This window comes from Bacillus gaemokensis (assembly GCF_001590835.1).
Lineage (GTDB): Bacteria > Bacillota > Bacilli > Bacillales > Bacillaceae_G > Bacillus_A > Bacillus_A gaemokensis.
This window is the reverse complement of sequence record NZ_LTAQ01000001.1, coordinates 161,274-182,994: the sequence shown is the minus strand read 5'-3', so window position 1 is coordinate 182,994 and position 21,721 is coordinate 161,274. Positions and strand designations below refer to the sequence as shown.

19 protein-coding genes and 1 pseudogene are annotated in these 21,721 nt (G+C 36.9%); 15 read left to right on the top strand and 5 right to left on the bottom strand.

From position 1 onward, the window contains the following. Positions 1-160 precede the first annotated feature (160 nt). Both AZF08_RS28155 and AZF08_RS00910 read left to right on the top strand, forming a co-directional pair. Positions 161-447, top strand: a pseudogene (locus AZF08_RS28155) (YoqO family protein). A 41-nt stretch (positions 448-488) separates the two neighbouring features. Next, positions 489-866 (top strand): YoqO family protein, encoded by a 378-nt coding sequence (locus AZF08_RS00910; RefSeq protein ID WP_033672146.1) that lies wholly within the window; start codon positions 489-491, stop codon positions 864-866. A 34-nt stretch (positions 867-900) separates the two neighbouring features. Here the strand turns inward: AZF08_RS00910 and AZF08_RS00905 are convergent, their stop codons facing one another. The 5 genes from AZF08_RS00905 to AZF08_RS00885 all read right to left on the bottom strand — a co-directional run bounded on the left by AZF08_RS00905 (position 901) and on the right by AZF08_RS00885 (position 6,269). After that, the gene (locus AZF08_RS00905) at positions 901-1,425 is read right to left on the bottom strand and encodes a DinB family protein (RefSeq protein WP_033672145.1); all 525 of its coding nucleotides are present in this window, start codon (positions 1,423-1,425) and stop codon (positions 901-903) included. 170 nt (positions 1,426-1,595) lie between these two features. After that, positions 1,596-2,663, bottom strand: a complete 1,068-nt coding sequence (locus AZF08_RS00900) for a M24 family metallopeptidase (RefSeq protein ID WP_033672144.1) — start codon at positions 2,661-2,663, stop codon at positions 1,596-1,598. Between the two features lie 326 nt (positions 2,664-2,989). Then, the gene (locus AZF08_RS31710; RefSeq protein WP_265182886.1) at positions 2,990-3,925 is read right to left on the bottom strand and encodes a DUF4018 domain-containing protein; all 936 of its coding nucleotides are present in this window, start codon (positions 3,923-3,925) and stop codon (positions 2,990-2,992) included. A gap of 130 nt (positions 3,926-4,055) precedes the next feature. Next, a complete protein-coding gene (locus tag AZF08_RS00890) occupies positions 4,056-4,373 on the bottom strand; it encodes a hypothetical protein (RefSeq protein WP_033672142.1) in 318 nt (105 codons plus the stop codon). A gap of 186 nt (positions 4,374-4,559) precedes the next feature. Further along, positions 4,560-6,269, bottom strand: coding sequence for an Rqc2 family fibronectin-binding protein (locus AZF08_RS00885; RefSeq protein ID WP_033672141.1), 1,710 nt, complete (start codon positions 6,267-6,269; stop codon positions 4,560-4,562). A gap of 104 nt (positions 6,270-6,373) precedes the next feature. Between AZF08_RS00885 and AZF08_RS00880 the strand changes: the two genes are divergently transcribed. The 13 genes from AZF08_RS00880 to pknB all read left to right on the top strand — a co-directional run bounded on the left by AZF08_RS00880 (position 6,374) and on the right by pknB (position 21,665). Next, positions 6,374-9,094, top strand: coding sequence for a calcium-translocating P-type ATPase, SERCA-type (locus AZF08_RS00880; RefSeq protein ID WP_033672140.1), 2,721 nt, complete (start codon positions 6,374-6,376; stop codon positions 9,092-9,094). Positions 9,095-9,193: 99 nt separating this feature from the next. Then, the gene (locus AZF08_RS00875) at positions 9,194-10,069 is read left to right on the top strand and encodes a YicC/YloC family endoribonuclease (protein WP_033672139.1); all 876 of its coding nucleotides are present in this window, start codon (positions 9,194-9,196) and stop codon (positions 10,067-10,069) included. A 67-nt stretch (positions 10,070-10,136) separates the two neighbouring features. Further along, positions 10,137-10,400: an extracellular matrix/biofilm regulator RemA gene (remA, locus tag AZF08_RS00870; RefSeq protein ID WP_001251456.1), complete on the top strand. Its 264-nt coding sequence runs from the start codon at positions 10,137-10,139 to the stop codon at positions 10,398-10,400. 13 nt (positions 10,401-10,413) lie between these two features. Then, a complete protein-coding gene (gmk, locus tag AZF08_RS00865; protein ID WP_033672138.1) occupies positions 10,414-11,031 on the top strand; it encodes a guanylate kinase in 618 nt (205 codons plus the stop codon). Position 11,032: 1 nt separating this feature from the next. Further along, the gene (rpoZ, locus tag AZF08_RS00860) at positions 11,033-11,245 is read left to right on the top strand and encodes a DNA-directed RNA polymerase subunit omega (RefSeq protein WP_033672137.1); all 213 of its coding nucleotides are present in this window, start codon (positions 11,033-11,035) and stop codon (positions 11,243-11,245) included. A 200-nt stretch (positions 11,246-11,445) separates the two neighbouring features. After that, positions 11,446-12,651: a bifunctional phosphopantothenoylcysteine decarboxylase/phosphopantothenate--cysteine ligase CoaBC gene (gene coaBC / locus AZF08_RS00855; RefSeq protein ID WP_033672136.1), complete on the top strand. Its 1,206-nt coding sequence runs from the start codon at positions 11,446-11,448 to the stop codon at positions 12,649-12,651. Continuing rightward, complete coding sequence (gene priA, locus AZF08_RS00850) at positions 12,648-15,053, top strand: primosomal protein N' (protein ID WP_033672135.1); 2,406 nt, start codon at positions 12,648-12,650, stop codon at positions 15,051-15,053. Before coaBC ends, priA begins: the two co-directional genes overlap by 4 nt. A gap of 11 nt (positions 15,054-15,064) precedes the next feature. After that, positions 15,065-15,541, top strand: a complete 477-nt coding sequence (def, locus tag AZF08_RS00845) for a peptide deformylase (RefSeq protein ID WP_033672134.1) — start codon at positions 15,065-15,067, stop codon at positions 15,539-15,541. A 16-nt stretch (positions 15,542-15,557) separates the two neighbouring features. After that, the gene (gene fmt / locus AZF08_RS00840; protein ID WP_033672133.1) at positions 15,558-16,502 is read left to right on the top strand and encodes a methionyl-tRNA formyltransferase; all 945 of its coding nucleotides are present in this window, start codon (positions 15,558-15,560) and stop codon (positions 16,500-16,502) included. Then, a complete protein-coding gene (gene rsmB, locus AZF08_RS00835) occupies positions 16,499-17,833 on the top strand; it encodes a 16S rRNA (cytosine(967)-C(5))-methyltransferase RsmB (RefSeq protein WP_033672132.1) in 1,335 nt (444 codons plus the stop codon). The genes fmt and rsmB overlap by 4 nt, the downstream gene beginning before the upstream one ends. Before the next feature lie 4 nt (positions 17,834-17,837). Continuing rightward, complete coding sequence (rlmN, locus tag AZF08_RS00830) at positions 17,838-18,926, top strand: 23S rRNA (adenine(2503)-C(2))-methyltransferase RlmN (protein WP_033672131.1); 1,089 nt, start codon at positions 17,838-17,840, stop codon at positions 18,924-18,926. 4 nt (positions 18,927-18,930) lie between these two features. Continuing rightward, complete coding sequence (locus AZF08_RS00825) at positions 18,931-19,683, top strand: Stp1/IreP family PP2C-type Ser/Thr phosphatase (protein WP_033672130.1); 753 nt, start codon at positions 18,931-18,933, stop codon at positions 19,681-19,683. 8 nt (positions 19,684-19,691) lie between these two features. Continuing rightward, positions 19,692-21,665: a Stk1 family PASTA domain-containing Ser/Thr kinase gene (gene pknB / locus AZF08_RS00820; protein ID WP_033672129.1), complete on the top strand. Its 1,974-nt coding sequence runs from the start codon at positions 19,692-19,694 to the stop codon at positions 21,663-21,665. Positions 21,666-21,721: the final 56 nt, after the last annotated feature.

The window sequence follows — 21,721 nt, the reverse complement described above, 5'->3', positions numbered from 1 at the left end:
ATCCTTTAGGTGTTCGTGTCGTTTATTGTATGAAGGGAGTAGGAGTTTGTGAGCATAGGGAAGAAAGAAAAAAGTATAATTTCACGTACTGTAATGACAAGGTGAATAAATGGATGATACAATACAAATAATCCTAAAAATGGTATAAAGGGAGGGGCTTATGCTCAAGAAAATAGGTTTTTGGGGATTTATTATTTCTTGCGGTTTCTTAATAATATTACGGCAATTTACGGATAACGAATGGATAGATGTACTGTCTGTTATAGGGGGGATCTTTCTTTTATTTTAATAGGGGACCAGAGGGAAATGGAAAAGGTGACAATTTTTCAAGATTGGTTAACGTCGGCAAAAGGCCTTTATATTTTAATTATTATTGTTATTCTTATGAGAATTGTGATGAGAATAGGGGGATATATTTTAGGAAAAGAAAATGATTCAAGGAATTAATGAAGCGGTATAAATTTTTTACTACTAGATAGGAGGAGTGTATGAAGAAAAAAATAGGGTTTTATGGTGTAATGATTTGTTTCTTGTTATCTATTATTTTAAGGAGTTTTATAGATAGTGATTGGATAGCAGTTATTCTTGCAGTAGGCGTGGTGTGTGCATTCGTAGGTCGTTGGGATGAATTAAAAACATATAGTAGAAAAAAGAAGATTGTTTTAGGAATTGAGTTTGTCATTTTAGTATCTACACTACCATTCATATTAATGGCAGGTAACAAACAAATAAATAGGATGCCAATCTTTCAAGGGTGGCTATTTTTTGCTGAACTAGTATATTTACTTGTAATTTTATTGGTGGTTGGAATAATCGTCACAAAAATAAACAAAAAAATATTAGTAGATGACGGATCTATAACATAAAAAGTGCTACCTCGCTAAGAGATAGCACTTTTTACTATTTTACAGAATGAACTTTTTGCATCTTTTTAATTAATCGAATTTGTCCGCGATGATTGATTTCATCCTCGAAGACGTGAAACCATTTGAAATAGTTATTTGCTGGTTTGTCATGCCAAAACGGTGTTGTTTTATATAGCCATTCGTCAGGCAGTGACTGAAACGTTGCAATTGTTTTAGCGCGAACTTCTTGTAACGCATTTATGTAGTAGTCTATTGGATGATTTTTAATCGTTTGCCGTCCAAGGTCGCCTAATTCAACTCCTGGTAACCAGCGCTCTAATTCAGCTTCTGTTGGCTCGCGATCTTCAAAGGTATGAATCTGATAGTAAAATTCAATTGCAGCCATATGATACAAAAGCATGCCAATAGAATTTGCCTCATCATCGTATAAATAATCGAGTTCTTCCATTGTTAAGTCTTGCACAGCTTGCATCGTTGTATAGCGAGCATAATCCATCATAGAAACAAGTTTTGAGAACTCTAAGTTTAATCCGTCCATCTTATCGATTACAAAATTCAATCGAAATTCCCCCTCATAAATGATAGTTACAGAGAAGGTTTTCTCTATATAGAAAGAAATTCCTGTTAGTAAACGAAAGAATCGATAAATATAAGAGATTACCTGAAGACGTTTATTCAAGGATCCCACTATGATAGTTAGTTTGCTTCTTTAGGGGGGAGGGTCAATTGTTAACAAATAACAAGAAGGTCTCTATTCGCCTGTGTAATCACTTCATGCCCATCTTTTGTAATAACAATATCATCTTCAATTCTACAACCACCCCAGTTCGGGATATAAATACCAGGTTCAACAGTGACAACCATGCCTTCTTGTAAAGTAGCCTTACTTTCTTGTGATAATCGAAGGGGCTCATGAATTTCTAATCCAACGCCGTGTCCTGTAGAATGACCGAAGTATTCGCCATATCCGTGATCTGTAATGTAATTTCTTGTCACATCATCAATTGTTTTTGCGGATTCACTAGGCCGGATTGCTTCGGTTCCTCGTTTTAATGCTTCTAATACAATACCATATATCTTTTCAAATTCTTTGGGGTAACTTCCAATTGCAACCGTACGTGTTAAATCAGAGCAATATCCGTTATAAAGTGCACCGAAATCTAATGTAACAATATCCCCATTTTCAATCGTCTTATTTGTAGCAACTCCGTGTGGAAGAGAAGATCGGACTCCAGAAGCTACGATAATGTCAAATGATGAGGAGGAAGCGCCGTGTTTTCGCATGAAAAATTCTAATTCATCTCGAACATCAAATTCAGATATACCGGATTTTAGAAAACTTGTAACATGCTGAAATGCCTGATCAGCAATGTTAGCTGCAATTTTAATTGTTTCGATTTCGGACTCTTCTTTAATGGCACGGATTGTTTCTACTAGTTCACTTACTTGTACAAGTTCAATATTTGTATTCTTTTTTAACGCACTATATTGTTTTAAAGTCATATTGTTTTCTTCGATGCCTAGCCTTTGGATGCCTAATCTAGTTGTCTGATTCGCAATTTCTTGCTCCATGTTTCCTTTATGCATAATGATCTCAGCTTCTTGCACCTGTGCTTTTGCTTGATTGACATAGCGGAAATCTGTAATGAATACAGCTTCAGTTGCGGATAGTAATACGACTCTAGCGCTTCCTGTAAATCCAGTTGCATACTGGCAATTTTCCTTTTTTGTAATGAGTAATCCGTCTATTCCATATTTGTTTAGTTGTTCTTGAATTTTTTTGATTCTTGTGGTCATTTTGATTCCTCCCTTTCATTTTCTAGATCAAGCAATAAGTATGCCAATATTCTCTTCTTAATTTAGCTGTTCGTGGGCAATAAGCCTCCCACCTCAAGATTCAGAGAGGAACAAGGGAAGGAGGGGGAAGATGAAAAAATATCTCATTGATGGAAGCTTCGTTTTATGAGGAAAAATACATAGTAATGAATACACTGTCAAAAAATGTAGACATATAAAATTAGATATGTCTACATTTTTTGACATGAAAATCTATGATGTAAACTTTTTAACATGATATATTTTTAATTGCTTAATCAGCTTTTATTCCTACCATTTTGATTTTTTTAGTTTTTTTGCTGTTGAATAATACAATTAACCTCGCTTTCTAGTGAGGTTAATTGATGAGAGTCTAATTTATTTTGAGAATAGCGAGTCTTGTTATAGGATTGAATGATTAACCGCTCATTCATTGAAATCCCTAATCTTTTTAAACGAAGTAACCAGTTTTCTAAAGTTTCTCCACATTTTCGAGAGAACGGACCCTGTAATTGTTGTTCTAGACGAAAGATAATAAGACGAGAAGGATCGTTTGGCGCTTTGGCTTTTTTCTTTTCTTTCGTACTTATATTTGTTGCAGAGAAAACAGAAAGGATAGAAGCCTCTTTTAGTTTGGAGACATTTTTTCTTTTCAAAAGGCGATATGTGGTATAAAAAATAATCACTATAAGTATGCTCCAAAACAGTATGTAGAAGAGACTGTATGAATGTTCAGAAGAACGGGTGCTAATTTTTTGTAATTCAGAGTGACCTCTATATGTCTTGTCCAATACTTGTATAATTTTGTCACCGTGTTTTAATTCAATTGATTCAAATAAAGGAGTTATTATATAGCCAATACCAGGAAGAAGTATGTTTATTACATGAAATAACAGTATCCGAAAATAATTTCCTACATATAAAAGAATTAAGCTAACGATGCTTAAACTGCTTAAGAGTGTAGCACGTGCGATTTGTTGGTGTTTGTTATGACTTGTTAGTTGAAGTGTGAAAATTCCTTGTAATAAAAGTAAAAAAACATCAAAAAATGATGGTGGGCGCATGTGTAAGAACAGAAATATAATTTTTTCTATTAAAGATACATTCTTTTTGAATAAGAGTATAAAGAACACAACTGAAAAAATAAGTGTGTTCAGTACGGAAGTAGAAAATACAAAATAACTACTGATGATTTGGAAGAGGCATAAGAAAAAGTATCCCAAATAGTTAGGTATATATTTCATTACAATGTAATGTAAGGAATAACATAGAATTAAAAGGAGAAATAGAGATACTGGATGTGCCATTCCTAATAAAGATGAAAGTAAAAGAAGCAAGGTTATGTCAATGATATATAATGCATATTTTCTCATTTTACTCAACAACTCCTTTATCTGTTACGATATATACAGGCTGTTGAACAGAGGGGATATCTTTTTTGTTAATACCAGAAGAAGAGTTGTTGCGTTTATTTAAGAAATAATGAATAAATCGATTTTTGGGTAATAATATATTTCTTTGCTCAATGCGCGCTAAGTTTTCTAGAACTTGTGCATAGTGTTCGGTACCTTCATTTATTGGAATATGGAGCGGTTTACTATCGGATAGAATGCTAATAAATAATTCAAAGGGGATATTTTTTTCCGTGGCAGTTTGGCAAATAAAAGCTGTATAAGAAATAAGGTCTTCCATGTTCGTGTAACATCGTTTCTCCTCTAATAGGGTATTAGAATCATTTTTTGAAGTCTATTCTGTTTAAAAATATTTTAACGGAAAATTAAGATAAAATAACTTTTTGTTAAAAAATAGTTTTTATTAAGTGATAAGTATAAAAAAAGGTAATAACGATTCGTTTAACATCGTTATTACCTTTTTGTATTAAGCTTTCAACTTCATCACCATATCAGCATCAGGCGTAACATATAGAGTTTGTTGATTATCATATGTCACAAAGCCAAGTTTTGCACCGCTCGGTTTTTTGACATGACGAATTTTTGTGAAATCGACAGGGACAGAGCTAGAGTCCTTTGCTTTACTGTAATAAGCAGCAAGTTTGGCAGCTTCTAATAAAGTTTCCTCGGCAGGTTCTAATGAGCGAATGACAACATGAGAACCAGGAATATCTTTTGTGTGTAACCAAATTTCATCACGGCGTGCAAATTTGGTTGTTAAATAGTCATTTTGTTTATTGTTTTTCCCAACTAAAATTTCTGTTCCATCACTTGCGATATACTTATCTAATACCGGCTTCGCCTGCTTTTTCTTTGCGTTTTTCGCTTTGCGATTACGCATATAACCTTCTTCAGCTAATTCTTCCCGAATTTCTTCAATATCTTTTGAGGAAGCTGCTTCCATTTGTTGTAGTAGGCTATCAAAGTAAAGGATTTCCTCGTTTGTTTTTTCAATTTGTTCTTCGACGATTGAAACGGAATTTTTCGCTTTTTGATACTTTTGGAAATAACGTTGTGCATTTTGCGATGGTGTTCGCAGTGGGTCTAGCGTAATTTTTACTGTACCACTATTTTCATCATAGTAATTAATAACTTCAATTTCTTTGTCACCTTTTTTTAATGCATATATATTAGCAGTAAGTAGTTCACCAAATAATTGATATTTATCGGCTTTTCCTGCATCTTGTAATGTTTTTTCTAGCTTAATTAATTTTTTTTCATTTTTTGTTTTTTCATTGTGCATAAATCGTTCTAAATCGTGAGCCTGTTGTTTTACACGGTCGCGCTCTGCTTTTCCGAAGAAGAAACGATCTAATAATTCACTTACAGATGGGAAAGATTTCTTGTCACCTTTTAAGTGTTCGAGAGGCAATAGGTAAAAGAACTCTTTTCCATTTACGGTTATCATCGTTGGTTCATATTGATGCACTTGCAGTGGCTTTTGTAATGAGAAAAATGCCTCTGATAATGCAGTTTCGTTTACCATCCCAGCTTTTTTTACAACTTCTTTTGCAAATAGCGGGGAGATCCCCATAAAGGCTCCAACAAGCTGTTTATCCATATTTCCTGATAAAAAGTCTAGCGGTCTTATGAATTCTTCTTTCGTTTCAACTTGTAATGGATTTGCTTTATGCTGCGCTGGCGGTGCAACATATTCCGCTCCAGCGTATACGGTACGATGTCGGTTTACGGCTAAAGAAACGTGTTTTAAGCTATCCAAAATAACATTTGTTTTCGTGTCTATTAAAATAATATTACTGTGGCGACCCATGATTTCGATTACTAATGTTTTTAGTGATTCATCACCAATTTCATTACGACTCCGAACGGTAATTTGAATGATACGTTCTAAATCGATTTGTTCAATTTTTTCAATGAATCCACCTTCTAAATGTTTGCGAAGCAGCATACAGAACATGGGTGGTAGTGCCGGTGAATCATAACTTTGATTTGTAAGATGCATACGTGCGTATGTAGGGTGTGCGGAAAGAATTAATTTTTGATTTTTTCCGTTTGCTCGCATATGTAATAAAATCTCATATTTTGAGGGTTGATATATTTTTGAAATTCTTCCTGTTTGAAGAGAATTTGCAATTTCATGTGTAATCGCTCTTGTAAATAATCCATCGAATGCCATTATGAACACTCCTTTCTAACTAAATATTAATTATAGCATTTTTTTGGACGAGGCTGAATAAGCTTTCATTAGAGCATGTCTGCAATCAGGAGGTCGATAGCGAGATGAATTGGTATGAAATGCGTGCACATGAAGTGGAGGAAAGAACGAATACGAATGTAAAAATAGGGCTCACAGAGCAAGAAGCAGAAGGGCGATTAAAGAAACTTGGTCCAAATGAGTTGCAAGAAGCAAGGCGGCCTTCTGCACTTCTTGTATTTTTGGCGCAATTTAAAGATTTTATGGTACTTGTTTTGTTTGGTGCAACAATTATTTCAGCATTTTTGGGAGAGTACATCGATGCAATTGCGATTGTCGCAATTGTTATTATTAATGGGATTCTTGGTTTTTTTCAAGAAAGAAAAGCAGAAAGATCATTGGAAGCTTTAAAAGAATTAGCAGCCCCGCAAGTGACAGTTTTACGAAATGGGAAATGGATAAAAGCACCGTCAAAAGCTCTTGTCCTCGGTGATGTGATTAAATTTTCTAGTGGTGATCGTATTGGCGCTGATATTCGTCTTATTGAAGCATCAAGTTTGTATATTGAAGAATCGGCGTTAACAGGGGAGTCTGTACCTGTTCAAAAGAAAGTAGAAGCATTACAAGGTGAGAGTGTTGCAATTGGTGATCAAAAAAATATGGCTTTTATGGGAACGATGATAACGAGAGGATCTGGGATAGGTGTAGTAGTAGGGACTGGGATGAATACCGCAATGGGACAAATTGCGAATATGTTGCAAAATGCAGAGCAAATGGAAACACCGCTACAAAGGAGATTAGAGCAGCTTGGGAAGATTTTAATCATTGTAGCGCTTATTTTAACAGCACTTGTCGTATTAGCTGGTGTATACCAAGGAAATGAAGTATATCACATGTTCTTAGCTGGTGTATCACTTGCTGTTGCAGCAATTCCAGAAGGATTACCAGCTATTGTGACTGTCGCTTTATCACTTGGTGTGCAGCGTATGATTAAAAAGAGAGCAATTGTACGAAAACTACCAGCTGTAGAAACACTAGGCTGTGCTTCAGTGATTTGTTCGGACAAAACTGGAACGATGACACAAAATAAAATGATGGTTACGCATTTGTGGTCAGGTGGGGAAACGTGGCATGTAACAGGGCAAGGCTACGAACCGACTGGATCATTTATGAAAGATGATCAGAAGATTAATCCAGCATCAACTAAATCACTCTATCAATTGTTAACATTTGGTTGTTTATGTAATAACGCTAATATTGTTAAAAAGAAAAAAACGTATGTGTTAGATGGGGATCCGACAGAAGGTGCACTTGTTGCTGCAGCGATGAAAGCGGGGGTATCCCGTGAAGCCTTGCAGGGGAAATTTGAAATTGTACATGAATTTCCTTTTGATTCAACACGTAAAATGATGAGTGTAATCGTTCGCGATCGTGATGGTAAAAAATTTGTTATTACGAAAGGTGCCCCGGATGTTCTTTTGCAAATGAGCCAAACCATTTTATGGGGAAATAAACAGCAGCCGTTAAGTGAATTATATCGTAAAGAAGTACAGGCGGCTATTCATAGCCTTGGAAGTCAAGCGCTACGGACAATTGCAGTTGCGTTTAAACCATTAAAAGTAACGGATTCGATTGAACATGAACGAGAAGTCGAAAAAGATTTTATGCTTGTTGGTATACAAGGAATGATAGACCCGCCAAGGCCAGAAGTAAAGCAGGCTGTAAAAGAGTGTAAAGAGGCGGGTATTAAAACCGTAATGATTACGGGAGATCATAAAGTAACTGCGATGGCAATTGCAGAGCAGTTAGGGATTTTGCCACCGAATGGCCGCGTTGTAGAAGGCGTGGAACTAGCGAGTATGTCCGTAGACGAACTAGAGGATATTGTTGAAGATACGTATGTGTTTGCACGTGTATCACCGGAACATAAGTTAAAGATTGTAAAGGCACTTCAAAATAAAGATCATATTGTGGCAATGACAGGTGACGGAGTGAATGATGCTCCTGCTATTAAAACAGCTGATATTGGAATTGCAATGGGAATTACAGGGACGGATGTGGCAAAAGAAGCTTCTTCTCTTGTATTGTTAGATGATAACTTTGCTACAATTAAATCAGCAATTAAAGAAGGTAGAAATATATATGAAAATATTCGGAAATTCATTCGTTATCTATTAGCATCAAACGTTGGGGAGATTTTGGTTATGTTGTTTGCGATGATGCTCGCATTACCGCTTCCAATGGTACCAATCCAAATTCTATGGGTGAATTTAGTAACAGATGGTTTACCAGCAATGGCGTTAGGACTAGATGCGGCTGAGGGTGATGTAATGCGAAGACATCCAAGACATCCAAAAGAAGGGGTGTTTGCGAGAGGGCTTGCCTGGAAAATTGTGAGTCGAGGATTTTTGATTGGTATTGTAACCTTGCTCGCATTTATTATTGCGTATAATCAGCATCCAAACGAATTGAAATATGCACAAACAGTAGCGTTTGCAACACTTGTGTTAGCGCAGCTTATTCATGTGTTTGATTGCCGTAGCGAGCATTCTATCTTCCACCGTAATCCATTTGGTAATTTGTATCTAGTAGGGGCAGTTATTATTTCAATGTTGTTAATGTTAGTTGTCATTTATTATCCACCGTTGCAACCGATTTTTAGCACAATGCCAATTCAAGCGAGAGACTGGTTATTAATCGGTGGTTTATCATCGATTCCAACATTTTTGTTAGTAGGTTCTTTACTGACTGGGAAAAAGGAAAAAAAGAAGTCGATATTATATAAAAGAGGCGTAAACTTGAAATAGTCAATGATATGAAAATGTGATATAATTTACAAAAGGTAGTAGAGTTGCATCTCTATTACCTTTTTCATTGAGTTATTTCATGGCTTGGATGTGATAAAGATGATTTCTAGTATGACAGGATTTGGAAGGTGGAAGGTAGAAAACGAGGCTTTTCAAATTACAGTAGAAATGAAGTCAGTGAACCATCGCTTTTTAGAGATGAACATTCGACTTCCGAAACAAATGATGGTTTTTGAGGACAAAATCCGTAAATTAATTGCAGAGCAAGTTCGCCGTGGACGTATTGAAGTGTCTATTAGTATTACAGGCGAAGGGCTTGTGGAAAGAAAGCTGAGTGTGAATTGGCCGCTGCTCAAGCAGTATAAATCCATTATGGAAGACGTGAAAACAAAATTTCAATTACAAGATTCCATTACACTTCAACAATTAATGGGAATGCCAGAAGTAACGGCAATTGAGGAAATGGAAAATGGAAACGAACAATTTGAACAAAGTTTATATGAAGCTGTTCGTCAAGCTGCTCGTATGTTAAAAGGGATGAGAGATGGCGAAGGAGAGCGATTATATAAAGATATATCATATCGTTTGCAAGAGATTCACAATTGTGTCAATGGAATTATTCCGCATGCGCCAATTGTAATTCAAAAATATCGTGAACGATTGGAAAATCGCTTGAAGGAATTACATAATCAGGATTTAGATGAACAACGATTGCTGACAGAAGTTGCAATGTTTGCAGAGCGGTGTGATATTCACGAGGAACTAGTTCGCTTGCAAAGTCATTTAGATCAATTTCAAGAGGCATTACATATTAAAGAGCCTGTTGGTAGAAAAATGGACTTCATTGTCCAGGAGATGCATCGTGAAATTAATACGATTGGATCTAAGGCAAATGACTTAACAATTTCAAAATATGTTGTAGAAATGAAAAATAATCTTGAAAAAATTCGTGAACAGGTACAAAATATTGAGTAGCTGTCAAAAAATATATAAAGTTATACGTGGTGGAGAAATCGGATAGACTTACTAGGAGGCGCAAACTATGGCCATGCGGTTTTTAAATATTGGATATGGAAATATCGTATCTGCTCATCGAATTATTGCTATTGTAAGTCCGGAGTCAGCTCCTATTAAACGAACAGTGCAGGAAGCGCGTGAACATAATGCGCTACTTGATGCTACTTATGGGAGAAAAACAAGGGCGGTTATTGTTATGGATGATGGGCATGTTGTATTAAGTCCTATTCAGCCAGAGACGATTGCACATCGTTTAAATAATAAAGAAGATTTAAGTGAGGAAGGGTAGGTTTTACATATTTATGAGAAGTAGAAGAGGGTTGCTCATCGTTCTTTCGGGACCTTCTGGCGTTGGAAAAGGGACAGTTCGAAAAGAATTGTTCAGCCATGAAGATACAAAGTTTCAATACTCTATTTCAGTAACGACACGTAAACCGCGTGAAGGTGAAGTGGACGGTATAGATTATTTCTTTAAAGAAAGAGAAGAGTTTGAGGAAATGATCCGTAACGAAAGGTTGCTTGAATGGGCAGAATTTGTTGGGAATTATTATGGAACACCAATCGATTATGTTGAACAGACACTGCAAGAAGGAAAAGATGTGTTCTTAGAAATTGAAGTACAGGGAGCAATTCAAGTGAAGAAGGCTTTCCCAGAAGGTGTATTTATCTTCTTAGCTCCTCCTAGCCTATCAGAACTGAAGAACCGAATTGTAGGTCGTGGTACAGAGACCGAAGAGGTTATTGAAAATCGTTTAACAGTGGCAAAAGAAGAAATCGAAATGATGGACGCTTATGACTATGTGGTAGAAAATGATAAAGTAGAGCTTGCTTGTGAGCGTATTAAAGCTATTGTGGTTGGTGAACATTGCCGCCGCGAAAGAGTAGCAAAATATTATAAAGAAATGACGGAGGGTATATAATATGTTAAATCCATCAATTGACTCATTATTAACAAAAATCGACTCTAAGTATACATTAGTAACAGTAGCTGCAAAGCGTGCACGTGAAATGCAGCTTGCTGATAATTGTGTAATTACACAACCTGTTTCTCACAAATGTGTAGGAAAAGCACTAGAAGAAATTGATGCAGAAGTATTAGGCTACGAGCCAAGCGAAGGGAAAGTGTCTGAATAAGACATTCTCTTCGACAAATGAAAACATAGACTTTATAATTTTCTATGTAACGGTAACAACCTATTTACAAGTAGGTTGTTATTTTTTTACGATAGAGATAACAAGTGATGAAATAAAGGTTTAACGAAATGCTAGCACTGACGAGCTGAAATCATTACATTTCAGTAGAATAAGTTTGAAAAAGAAAGAGGACGAGTCATATGCTAAAAGAGAAAAAGATACTTCTATGTGTAACAGGAGGCATTGCGGTTTTTAAAGCGGCTGCGTTAACGAGTAAATTAACGCAAGCGGGGGCACTTGTAAAAGTAATGATGAGTGAATCGGCAATGAAGTTTGTTACACCTCTTACATTTCAAGCGCTTTCTCGCCATGATGTATACACGGATACGTTTGATGAAAAAGATTCAGCAGTTATCGCCCATATAGATTTAGCAGATTGGGCGGATGTTGTGCTTGTTGCTCCAGCAACAGCAAACTGTATCGGGAAATTAGCGAATGGGCTTGCTGATGATATGATTACAACTACATTATTGGCAACTACGGCACCAGTTTGGATTGCACCTGCTATGAATGTGCATATGTATGAAAATAAAATTGTTCAAAAGAATATGATGACGTTAAAAACGTTAGGATATACATTTATTGAGCCTGGAGAAGGCTTTTTAGCATGTGGATATGTTGCGAAAGGACGATTAGAAGAACCAGAAACAATCATTGCTCGATTACAAGAAACTTTTTCAGCACATAAACCATTACAAAAGAAGAAAATATTAATTACGGCTGGTCCGACTCGTGAAAAAGTTGATCCAGTTCGTTTTATGACGAATTTTTCTTCAGGGAAAATGGGTTATGCACTAGCGGAAGTTGCTGCAAACCTAGGAGCAGATGTAACCCTGGTGTCAGGTCCAACTGCATTAACACCGCCCGCAAATGTAACAACGGTGCCAGTAGAGTCTGCACAAGATATGCTAGAAGTTGTTCTGCAACATTATGCTAGTATGGATGTTGTCATTAAAACAGCGGCAGTAGCGGATTACCGTCCGAAATTTGTGCATGATCAAAAGATGAAAAAGAAAAGTGGCGATGCGGTTATTGAGTTGGAAAGAACGACCGACATTCTGAAAACATTAGGTGAGAAAAAAGAGCATCAATTACTTGTCGGTTTTGCCGCTGAAACGACAAATGTAGAAGAATATGCCACAAAAAAATTGCGTGAAAAAAACGCGGATATGATCGTTGCAAATGATGTGAAAGCTCAAGGCGCAGGGTTTGGTACGGATACGAACATTGTCACAATGTATAGAAAAGATGGAGAGATTATTCAATTACCACTTTTAACAAAGCGTGAAGTAGCTCGTGAAATTTTCATGCAAATTGAGGCGATGTTAGAAGAGGATCATGTATGAAATTTGCAAGTGTAATTGTTGATGTACCTGCACGTCAAACAGACCGACCGTTTGATTATGTTATTCCAAAGAAATGGGAAGATATCGTGCAAACAGGTATGCGTGTAGTCGTTCCGTTTGGTCCGCGGAAATTACAAGGTTTTATTATTGAAATAAAAGATTCAGTCGATGTGGAAAGTAAAAAGTTAAAAGCATTGCATGAAATATTAGATGTCACACCAGTCTTAAATGAAGAGTTGTTAAAACTCGGTTTTTGGCTGACGAATGAAACGTTGTGTTATACGATTTCAGCTTTCCAAGTTATGCTTCCAACTGCGATAAAAGCTACTTATAAAAAGCGATTACAGCTTCATAAATCAGAAGAAGTAGCGCCGGAAATTCATAATTTATTTCAGGGGAAAGAAGCAATTGATTGGGAAGAGATTGCAACGCAGTCACATCTGCATCGTATGGTTCAAAAAGAAATTGCAAATGGTACTGTTGAAGTTGTCTATAAAGTAAAAGATAAAGTACAAAAGAAAAAACAAAGGATGATTCAGCCAGAATTACCGGTAGAAGAATTAGAGGCAGCAGCATTTGAACTGAAAAGTAAAAAACAGCAAGATGTACTTTACTATTTTGTAGAAAACTATCATACTGTTCCATTAAAAATGTTAACAGAAGAGTTACAAATGACAGATGCGCCGATAAAGTCTCTTGTGAAAAAGGGACTGCTTTCAGAAAAGTATGTGGAAGTATATCGTAATCCATATGATGATGAGGCCTTTGAGCAGACGAAACCATTTCCGCTTACAGAGGAACAAAGTCAAGTGATTACGCCTATTTTGTCATCTATTTCAAATGAAACATATAATCCATTTTTGCTATATGGTGTTACAGGAAGCGGTAAAACAGAAGTGTATTTACAATCTATTGCTGCGGTGTTAGAAAAAGGAAAAGAAGCAATTGTACTTGTTCCAGAAATTGCGTTAACACCGCAAATGGTAGACCGTTTCAAAGGACGATTTGGTTCTCAAGTTGCCGTTCTTCATAGTGCGCTTTCTATTGGGGAAAAATACGATGAGTGGCGGAAAATTTTACGAAAAGAAGTAAAAGTTGTTGTTGGTGCACGTTCTGCTATTTTTGCGCCATTTGAAAACTTAGGAATTATTATTATTGATGAAGAACATGAGTCCAGTTATAAACAAGAAGATAATCCAAGGTATCATGCCAGGGATGTTGCGATTTGGAGAGGGCAATATCATAATTGTCCAATTGTACTTGGTAGTGCAACACCAACGCTTGAATCATTTGCTAGAGCAAAGAAAGGCGTTTATGAACTCCTAACCATGCAAAAGCGTATGAACAAACAGGCGTTGCCGACAGTGAAAATTGTGGATATGCGTGAGGAACTACGTGATGGGAATCGTTCGATGTTTTCTACATTACTTCACGAGAAAATAGCGGATCGATTAGAGAAGAAAGAGCAGATGGTTCTCTTTTTAAATCGAAGAGGCCATTCAACGTTTGTCATGTGTCGTGATTGTGGTTATGTCGTACAATGTCCACATTGCGATATATCACTCACTTATCACAAAATGAATCATCGTTTAAAATGTCACTATTGCAGTTATGAAGAAAGTATGCCAACTGCTTGTCCTGCTTGTAATAGTTCGTATATTCGTTTCTTTGGTACAGGGACGCAAAAGGTAGAAGAAGAAATTACAAAGCTATTTCCTGAAGCTAGGGTTATCCGAATGGATGTTGACACGACAAGTCGCAAAGGCATGCATGAAAAACTATTAAAAGCGTTCGGTGAAGAGAAGGCAGATATCTTACTTGGAACACAAATGATTGCCAAAGGGCTTGATTTTCCAAAAGTTACGCTTGTGGGTGTCTTAACGGCTGATACGATGCTACATTTACCAGATTTCCGTGCAAGTGAAAAAACGTATCAGTTATTGACACAGGTGAGTGGTCGTGCAGGAAGGCATGAGTTACCGGGGGAAGTTGTAATTCAAACGTACACGCCAGAACACTATAGTGTAGAACTAGCAAAAGATCAGCAGTACGATGTGTTTTTCGAGCAAGAAATGCAAATGAGAAAAATGAGGCAATATCCGCCTTACTATTATGTAGTACTGGTGACAGTATCGCATCCAGAATTATTAAAAGCAGTGCAAGTAACGGAAAAAATTGTTGGTTATTTACGAACGCATTGCACGCAGCAAACAATGGTGCTAGGTCCGGTCGCCTCAGGAATTCCAAGGATAAAAGATAGATATCGATACCAATGCATGATAAAATACAAACGGGAACCAAACTTAAAGTACGTGCTCAAAATGGTAAATGAACATTATCAAGCAGAAATGCAAAAAGAGCTACAGATCTCAATTGACTTTAATCCAACAATGTTAATGTAGCGGAGGGAAATATGGCAGTTTTAGAAATTGTGAAGCATCCAAATGAAGTGTTAGAAAAACCGTGTGAACGGGTAATTAACTTTGATAAAAAGTTAGTAAAATTGTTAAAAGATATGCATGAAACAATGTTAGTTGCAGATGGCGTTGGCTTAGCTGCGCCGCAAGTAGGCGTAAGCTTGCAAGTAGCTGTTGTTGATATTGGTGATGATACTGGAAAGATTGAATTGATTAATCCGGTTATTTTAGAAAAACGTGGTGAACAAGTAGGTCCCGAAGGCTGCTTAAGCTTTCCGGGACTTTATGGTGAAGTGGAACGTGCTGAATATATTAAAGTACGCGCGCAAAATCGCCGTGGTAAAGTATTTTTATTAGAAGCGGATGATTTCTTAGCACGTGCAATTCAACATGAAATCGATCATTTACACGGTGTATTATTTACATCAAAAGTGACGAGATATTATGAGGAAAACGAATTAGAAGAGATGTAAAAGGAGCGGTTTTTGAATGGTGAAAGTAGTATTTATGGGAACACCGGACTTTTCTGTGCCGGTGCTTCGTCGTCTTATCGAGGATGGATACGATATAATTGGTGTTGTGACGCAACCTGATCGTCCAGTAGGTAGAAAAAAAGTTATGACACCAACACCTGTTAAAGTTGAAGCAGAAAAACATGGTATTCCGGTGTTACAACCGTTAAAAATTCGGGAAAAAGATGAATATGAAAAAGTGTTGGCATTACAGCCAGACTTAATTGTGACAGCTGCATTTGGACAGATCGTACCAAATGAAATTTTAGAAGCGCCGAAGTACGGATGTATTAATGTTCATGCTTCATTATTACCAGAGCTTCGCGGCGGTGCACCGATTCATTATTCTATTATGCAAGGGAAAGAAAAAACAGGCATTACAATTATGTATATGGTTGAAAAACTAGATGCTGGCGATATTTTAACGCAAGTAGAAGTAGAAATCGAAGAACGTGAAACAACGGGCTCCTTATTTGATAAATTAAGTGAGGCAGGAGCACACTTATTATCAAAAACGGTACCTTTATTAATACAAGGGAAGTTAGAGCCGATTAAGCAAAATGAGGATGAAGTAACATTTGCTTATAATATTAAACGTGAACAAGAAAAAATTGATTGGACGAAAACAGGAGAAGAAGTATACAATCACATTCGTGGTTTAAATCCGTGGCCAGTTGCTTATACAACTTTAGCAGGACAAGTTGTAAAAGTATGGTGGGGAGAAAAGGTTCCTGTAACAGTCAAAGCTGAAGCAGGTTCTATTGTAGCCATTGAAGAAGATGGTTTCGTTGTGGCAACAGGAAATGAAACTGGTATTAAAATTACTGAGTTGCAACCATCGGGAAAAAAACGTATGGACTGTGCACAATTTTTACGTGGAACAAAACCTGAAATTGGTACGAAGTTAGGAGAAGACGCATGAGACAAAATGTTCGTGAGTTAGCTCTCGATGGTTTAATACAAGTAGAGAAAAGTGGTGCTTATAGCAACTTACTTTTAAATAATTTGATTGAAAAAAGTGCAATTGATAGAAAAGATATCGGCTTGTTAACAGAAATCGTGTATGGAACGATTCAGCGTCGTGACACGCTTGATTATTATTTACAACCCTTTTTAAGAAAAAAGGTAGAGGCGTGGGTGAAAGTTTTACTCCGTTTGTCTTTATATCAAATGGTATACCTAGATCGTGTTCCAGAAAGAGCGGCAATCCATGAAGCAGTTGAAATTGCAAAACGTCGTGGTCATAAAGGAATTGCGGGAATGGTAAACGGGGTACTGCGTTCGATTCAACGTGAAGGTGTTCCGTCTGTAGAAGAGATACAAGATCCTGTAAAACGACTTGCTGTTGCAACGAGTCATCCTGAGTGGCTTGTGAAGGAATGGACGTTGGCATATGATTTAGAAACGGCGCAAAAAATGTGTGAAGTAAACATGATCCCCCCTGTTTCGGCAGCACGTGTGAATGTCGATAAAGGGACAGTAGAAGAAGCGATTGCTTTGTTAGAAAATGAGGGCGTGCAAGCGAAAATTGGTGATTTATCGGAAGATGCTATTCAAATTGAAAAAGGAAACGTAGCGCACACAGAGGCGTTTCAAAAGGGGTTTCTTTCTATTCAAGATGAGAGCTCTATGCTTGTTGCACGTGCTTTAGATCCGAATAAGGGAGATGCAGTTCTTGATAGTTGCGCAGCTCCTGGTGGAAAGACAACACACATTGCAGAACGCTTAAAAGGAACTGGGAAGGTAATGTCGCTTGATTTACATCCGCATAAGGTGCGTTTAATTCAGCAACAGGCACAGCGTCTTCAGTTAGAAAACATCGAAACAAAGGCGTTAGATGCTAGAAAAGTTCAAGAGCAATTTGCGAATGAAAGTTTTGATAAAATATTAGTAGATGCACCGTGCTCTGGATTTGGTGTTATCAGACGTAAACCGGATATTAAATTAGGTAAGGAAAAAGGCGATAGTGAGAGACTATCGACAATTCAACTAGCGATACTAGAAAAAATAGCACCTCTGTTAAAAGTAGGTGGTCGTCTAGTTTATAGTACATGTACAATTGAAAAAATAGAAAATGAACAAGTAATAGAGAAATTTTTGCAAGAGCATCCAGAATTTGAATGGGATTCTACTCTAAAAGAGCGTATGCCAGAAAAGTTACGTCCTTATATAAATGAAGGACAAGTACAAATTTTACCACATTATTTTGCAACAGATGGCTTTTATATTGCTTGTTTAAGGAAGAAGGTGTAGCATCATGGAAACGACTGTAAAAAAACAAAAGAAAAATTTAGAAACGAAAAAACCATCGATTTACTCTTTACAACTTCATGAAATGCAAGATTGGTTAAAGGAACAGAATGAACCGAAATTCCGTGCAGGTCAAATTTTTGATTGGCTATATAAAAAACGTGTGAAAAATTATGAGGATATGACAAACCTTTCTAAAGGATTGCGTGATAAATTGTCGAATTCCTTTGATATTACTACTTTAAATACGTTAGTAAAACAAACATCTTCTGATGGAACAATTAAATTTTTATTCCAATTATATGATGGGTATTCTATTGAAACGGTATTAATGCGACATGAATATGGAAATTCCATTTGTGTAACAACACAGGTTGGTTGCCGTATTGGTTGTACGTTTTGTGCATCTACACTAGGTGGCTTAAAGCGAAACCTAGAGGCTGGAGAAATCGTAGCGCAAGTAGTAGAGGTGCAGCGTGCGCTTGATGAAACAGAAGAACGTGTAAGTTCTCTTGTTGTAATGGGTATTGGAGAACCGTTTGATAACTACGATAATTTAATGGCATTCCTACGCATTGTAAATCATGAAAAAGGAATTCATATTGGTGCACGTCATATGACGGTTTCAACGAGTGGGATCATCCCGAAAATTTACAAGTTTGCTGAAGAAGATATGCAAATTAACTTTGCAATTTCATTGCACGCTCCCAATACAGAATTACGTTCAAAATTAATGCCGATTAACCGTGCTTATAAGCTACCTGATTTAATGGAAGCTATTAAATACTATGTAAATAGAACTGGGCGTCGTATTACGTTTGAATATGGTTTATTTGGGGGAGAAAATGACCAGGTTGAGCACGCTGAAGAATTGGCTCAGCTCTTAAAAGGTGTAAAATGTCATGTGAACTTAATTCCGGTAAACTACGTACCAGAACGCGATTACGTAAGAACACCACGTGAACAAATTTTCTTATTTGAAAAAGTACTAAAAGAGCGTGGAGTGAATGTAACGATTCGTCGTGAACAAGGTCATGACATTGATGCTGCCTGCGGTCAGTTGCGTGCAAAGGAGCGCAAAGAAGAGACGAGGTGACAAAATGAAAGCCGTGTTTCTATCGGATAAAGGGAAAGTTCGTCAACATAATGAAGATAGTGCAGGAGTTTTTCATAATTTAGATGGAGAGATTTTAGCTGTAGTAGCTGATGGAATGGGGGGTCATCGAGCGGGTGATGTTGCTAGCTCGATGGCCATTCAACTATTTCATGATTATTGGAAACAAACTTATAATATGGATACACCAAAAAAAGCAGAAGATTGGTTACATACAAATGTTGGAATGATTAACGAGCGTATATATGAATATTCTAAAAAATATCCAGAGTGTAGTGGCATGGGAACTACAGTTATTGTCGCGATTTGTACAGCAGGTTTTGTAACAATTGGACATATAGGAGATAGCCGTTGTTACATGGTATCCGATGGGGATATATCTCTTGTAACTGAAGATCATTCACTTGTAAACGAACTTGTTCGGTACGGTGAAATTTCAAAAGAGGATGCGGAATATCACCCGAAGAAGAATGTACTTTTACGTGCGCTTGGAACAGAAGAAAAAGTCGGATTAGATGTGAAAACATTAGTATTAGAAGAGAATGATCAATTGCTTCTTTGTTCTGATGGATTATCAAATAAAGTTGCTATAGATGATATGCAAAAGATTTTGCAATTAGATGAACAACTTGAGACAAAGGGAGAACATCTTGTTCAATTGGCGAATGATCGTGGTGGAGAAGATAATATTACTCTTGTCATTGTTGATTATGCGGATTCGGCAAATGAAAGTAGGTGAATTACAACGTGCTGATTGGAAAACGCCTAAACGACCGTTATAAGCTGCTTAAAATGATCGGTGGCGGAGGAATGGCTAATGTATATTTAGCTCACGATGATATATTAGGCCGGGACGTAGCGGTGAAAATATTAAGACTCGATTATGCAAATAATGAAGAGTTTATTAAGCGTTTCCATCGAGAAGCGCAATCTGTTACAACGTTGTCGCATCCAAATATTGTGAATATGTATGATGTTGGGGAAGAAGATGGAATTTATTATCTTGTTATGGAATATGTTCCTGGACAAACATTAAAGCAATACATAACTCAACGCGGGATGTTACCTGTAGGAGAAGCTCTTGATATTATGGACCAGCTAGCATCTGCGATGGCGCATGCCCATCATTTTGAAATTGTACACCGTGATATTAAACCACATAATATTTTAATTCGGAATGATGGAGTTGTGAAGGTAACAGATTTTGGGATTGCGACAGCAACAAGTGCCACAACGATAACACATACGAACTCAGTGCTTGGTTCTGTGCACTATTTGTCACCAGAACAGGCGCGCGGAGGGATAGCGAACAAACAATCGGATATTTATTCACTTGGGATTGTTATGTTTGAATTGTTAACAGGACGACAACCGTTCTCAGGAGAGTCTGCCGTTGCGATTGCTTTAAAACATTTACAAAATGAAACACCATCTCCAAAGCGTTGGAATCCAGATATTCCGCAAAGTGTAGAAAATATTATTTTAAAAGCAACTGCAAAAGATCCATTCCATCGATATCAGTCTGCTAATGCAATGAAGAGGGATGTTGAAACAGCGTTATATCCAGAACGTATTAATGAACAGCCTTTTTATATACCAGAAGATATGGAAGCGACAAAAGCAATTCCAATTATTCAGCAAGAACAATTACTTGGAAATGTAAGCGAGGAAACAATTATATTGACAGGGAATAAAACTGATGAACAACCGATAAATAACCAAGTGAAACCAGGTGTGGAAACAAGACGAAGTAGTAAATGGCTGAAGGTTTTGATTACAACATTTCTACTTTTAGCGATCGGCACAACACTAGCTCTTACTGTAATTCCTGGATTCTTTATCCCGAAAGATGTCAAAATTCCTGAAGTGTCTGGTATGAAGTATGAAACAGCGGTTAATACCCTTGTTGAGAAGGGATTTGAAGTTACTGAACCAAACATTGTTTATACAGATGACGTTGAAGCGGGAAAAGTAATTAAAACAAGTCCGGCTGCAGGAAGGGTTGTAAAGGAAAGCTCTAAAATTACAATCTATCAATCCGGCGGGAAAAAGAAGAACAAAATGAGTAATCTAATCGGAAAAGATTTTGATAGTTTGAAGAACGAATTGGAAGAGAAATACAAAATTGTTGTTCCAAACTATATTGAAAGTGAGAAACCAAAAGGTCAAATTGTAGATCAAATTCCGACAGTAGATCAAATGGTTGTGGAAACGGAGCAAGATGTAAAGGTTTGGGTGAGTAAAGGACCTTATCAAATTAGACCTAGCGATTTTTCAGGATGGACTGAAAATTACGTGAATAGCTACTTAAATGAAAATAAACTTGTCCCAAATATACAAAGAGAGTATTCAGATACAGTTGATAAAGGTTTGGTGATTTCACAATCACCAAAACCAGGAACACCGCTAAAAGAAGGGGATAAAGTAACGATTACTATCTCTAATGGTCCGAAGCCGAAAGTAACGAAGACAGTAAAAGTCGATAATATCCCGATTCCATATGAGTCTCCTGTAACAGGTGAGAAAAAGCCGCAAACAATTGAAATTTATAAAGAAGATATGCAGCAAAAAATGGATAAACCAATTGAAACCCGAACAATAACAGAATCTGCTACTATATCTTTAGAATTTGTGATTCAAGAAGGAACAACAGGACATTATAAGATTGTTCGAGATGGAAAGACAATCATTGATAAAGAAGTCCCATATCCAGCTGGGTAAAGGTGAGTCTCCACTTTGTGGATACCACCTTCTTTGTATGGGAGGTAGTATTTGTT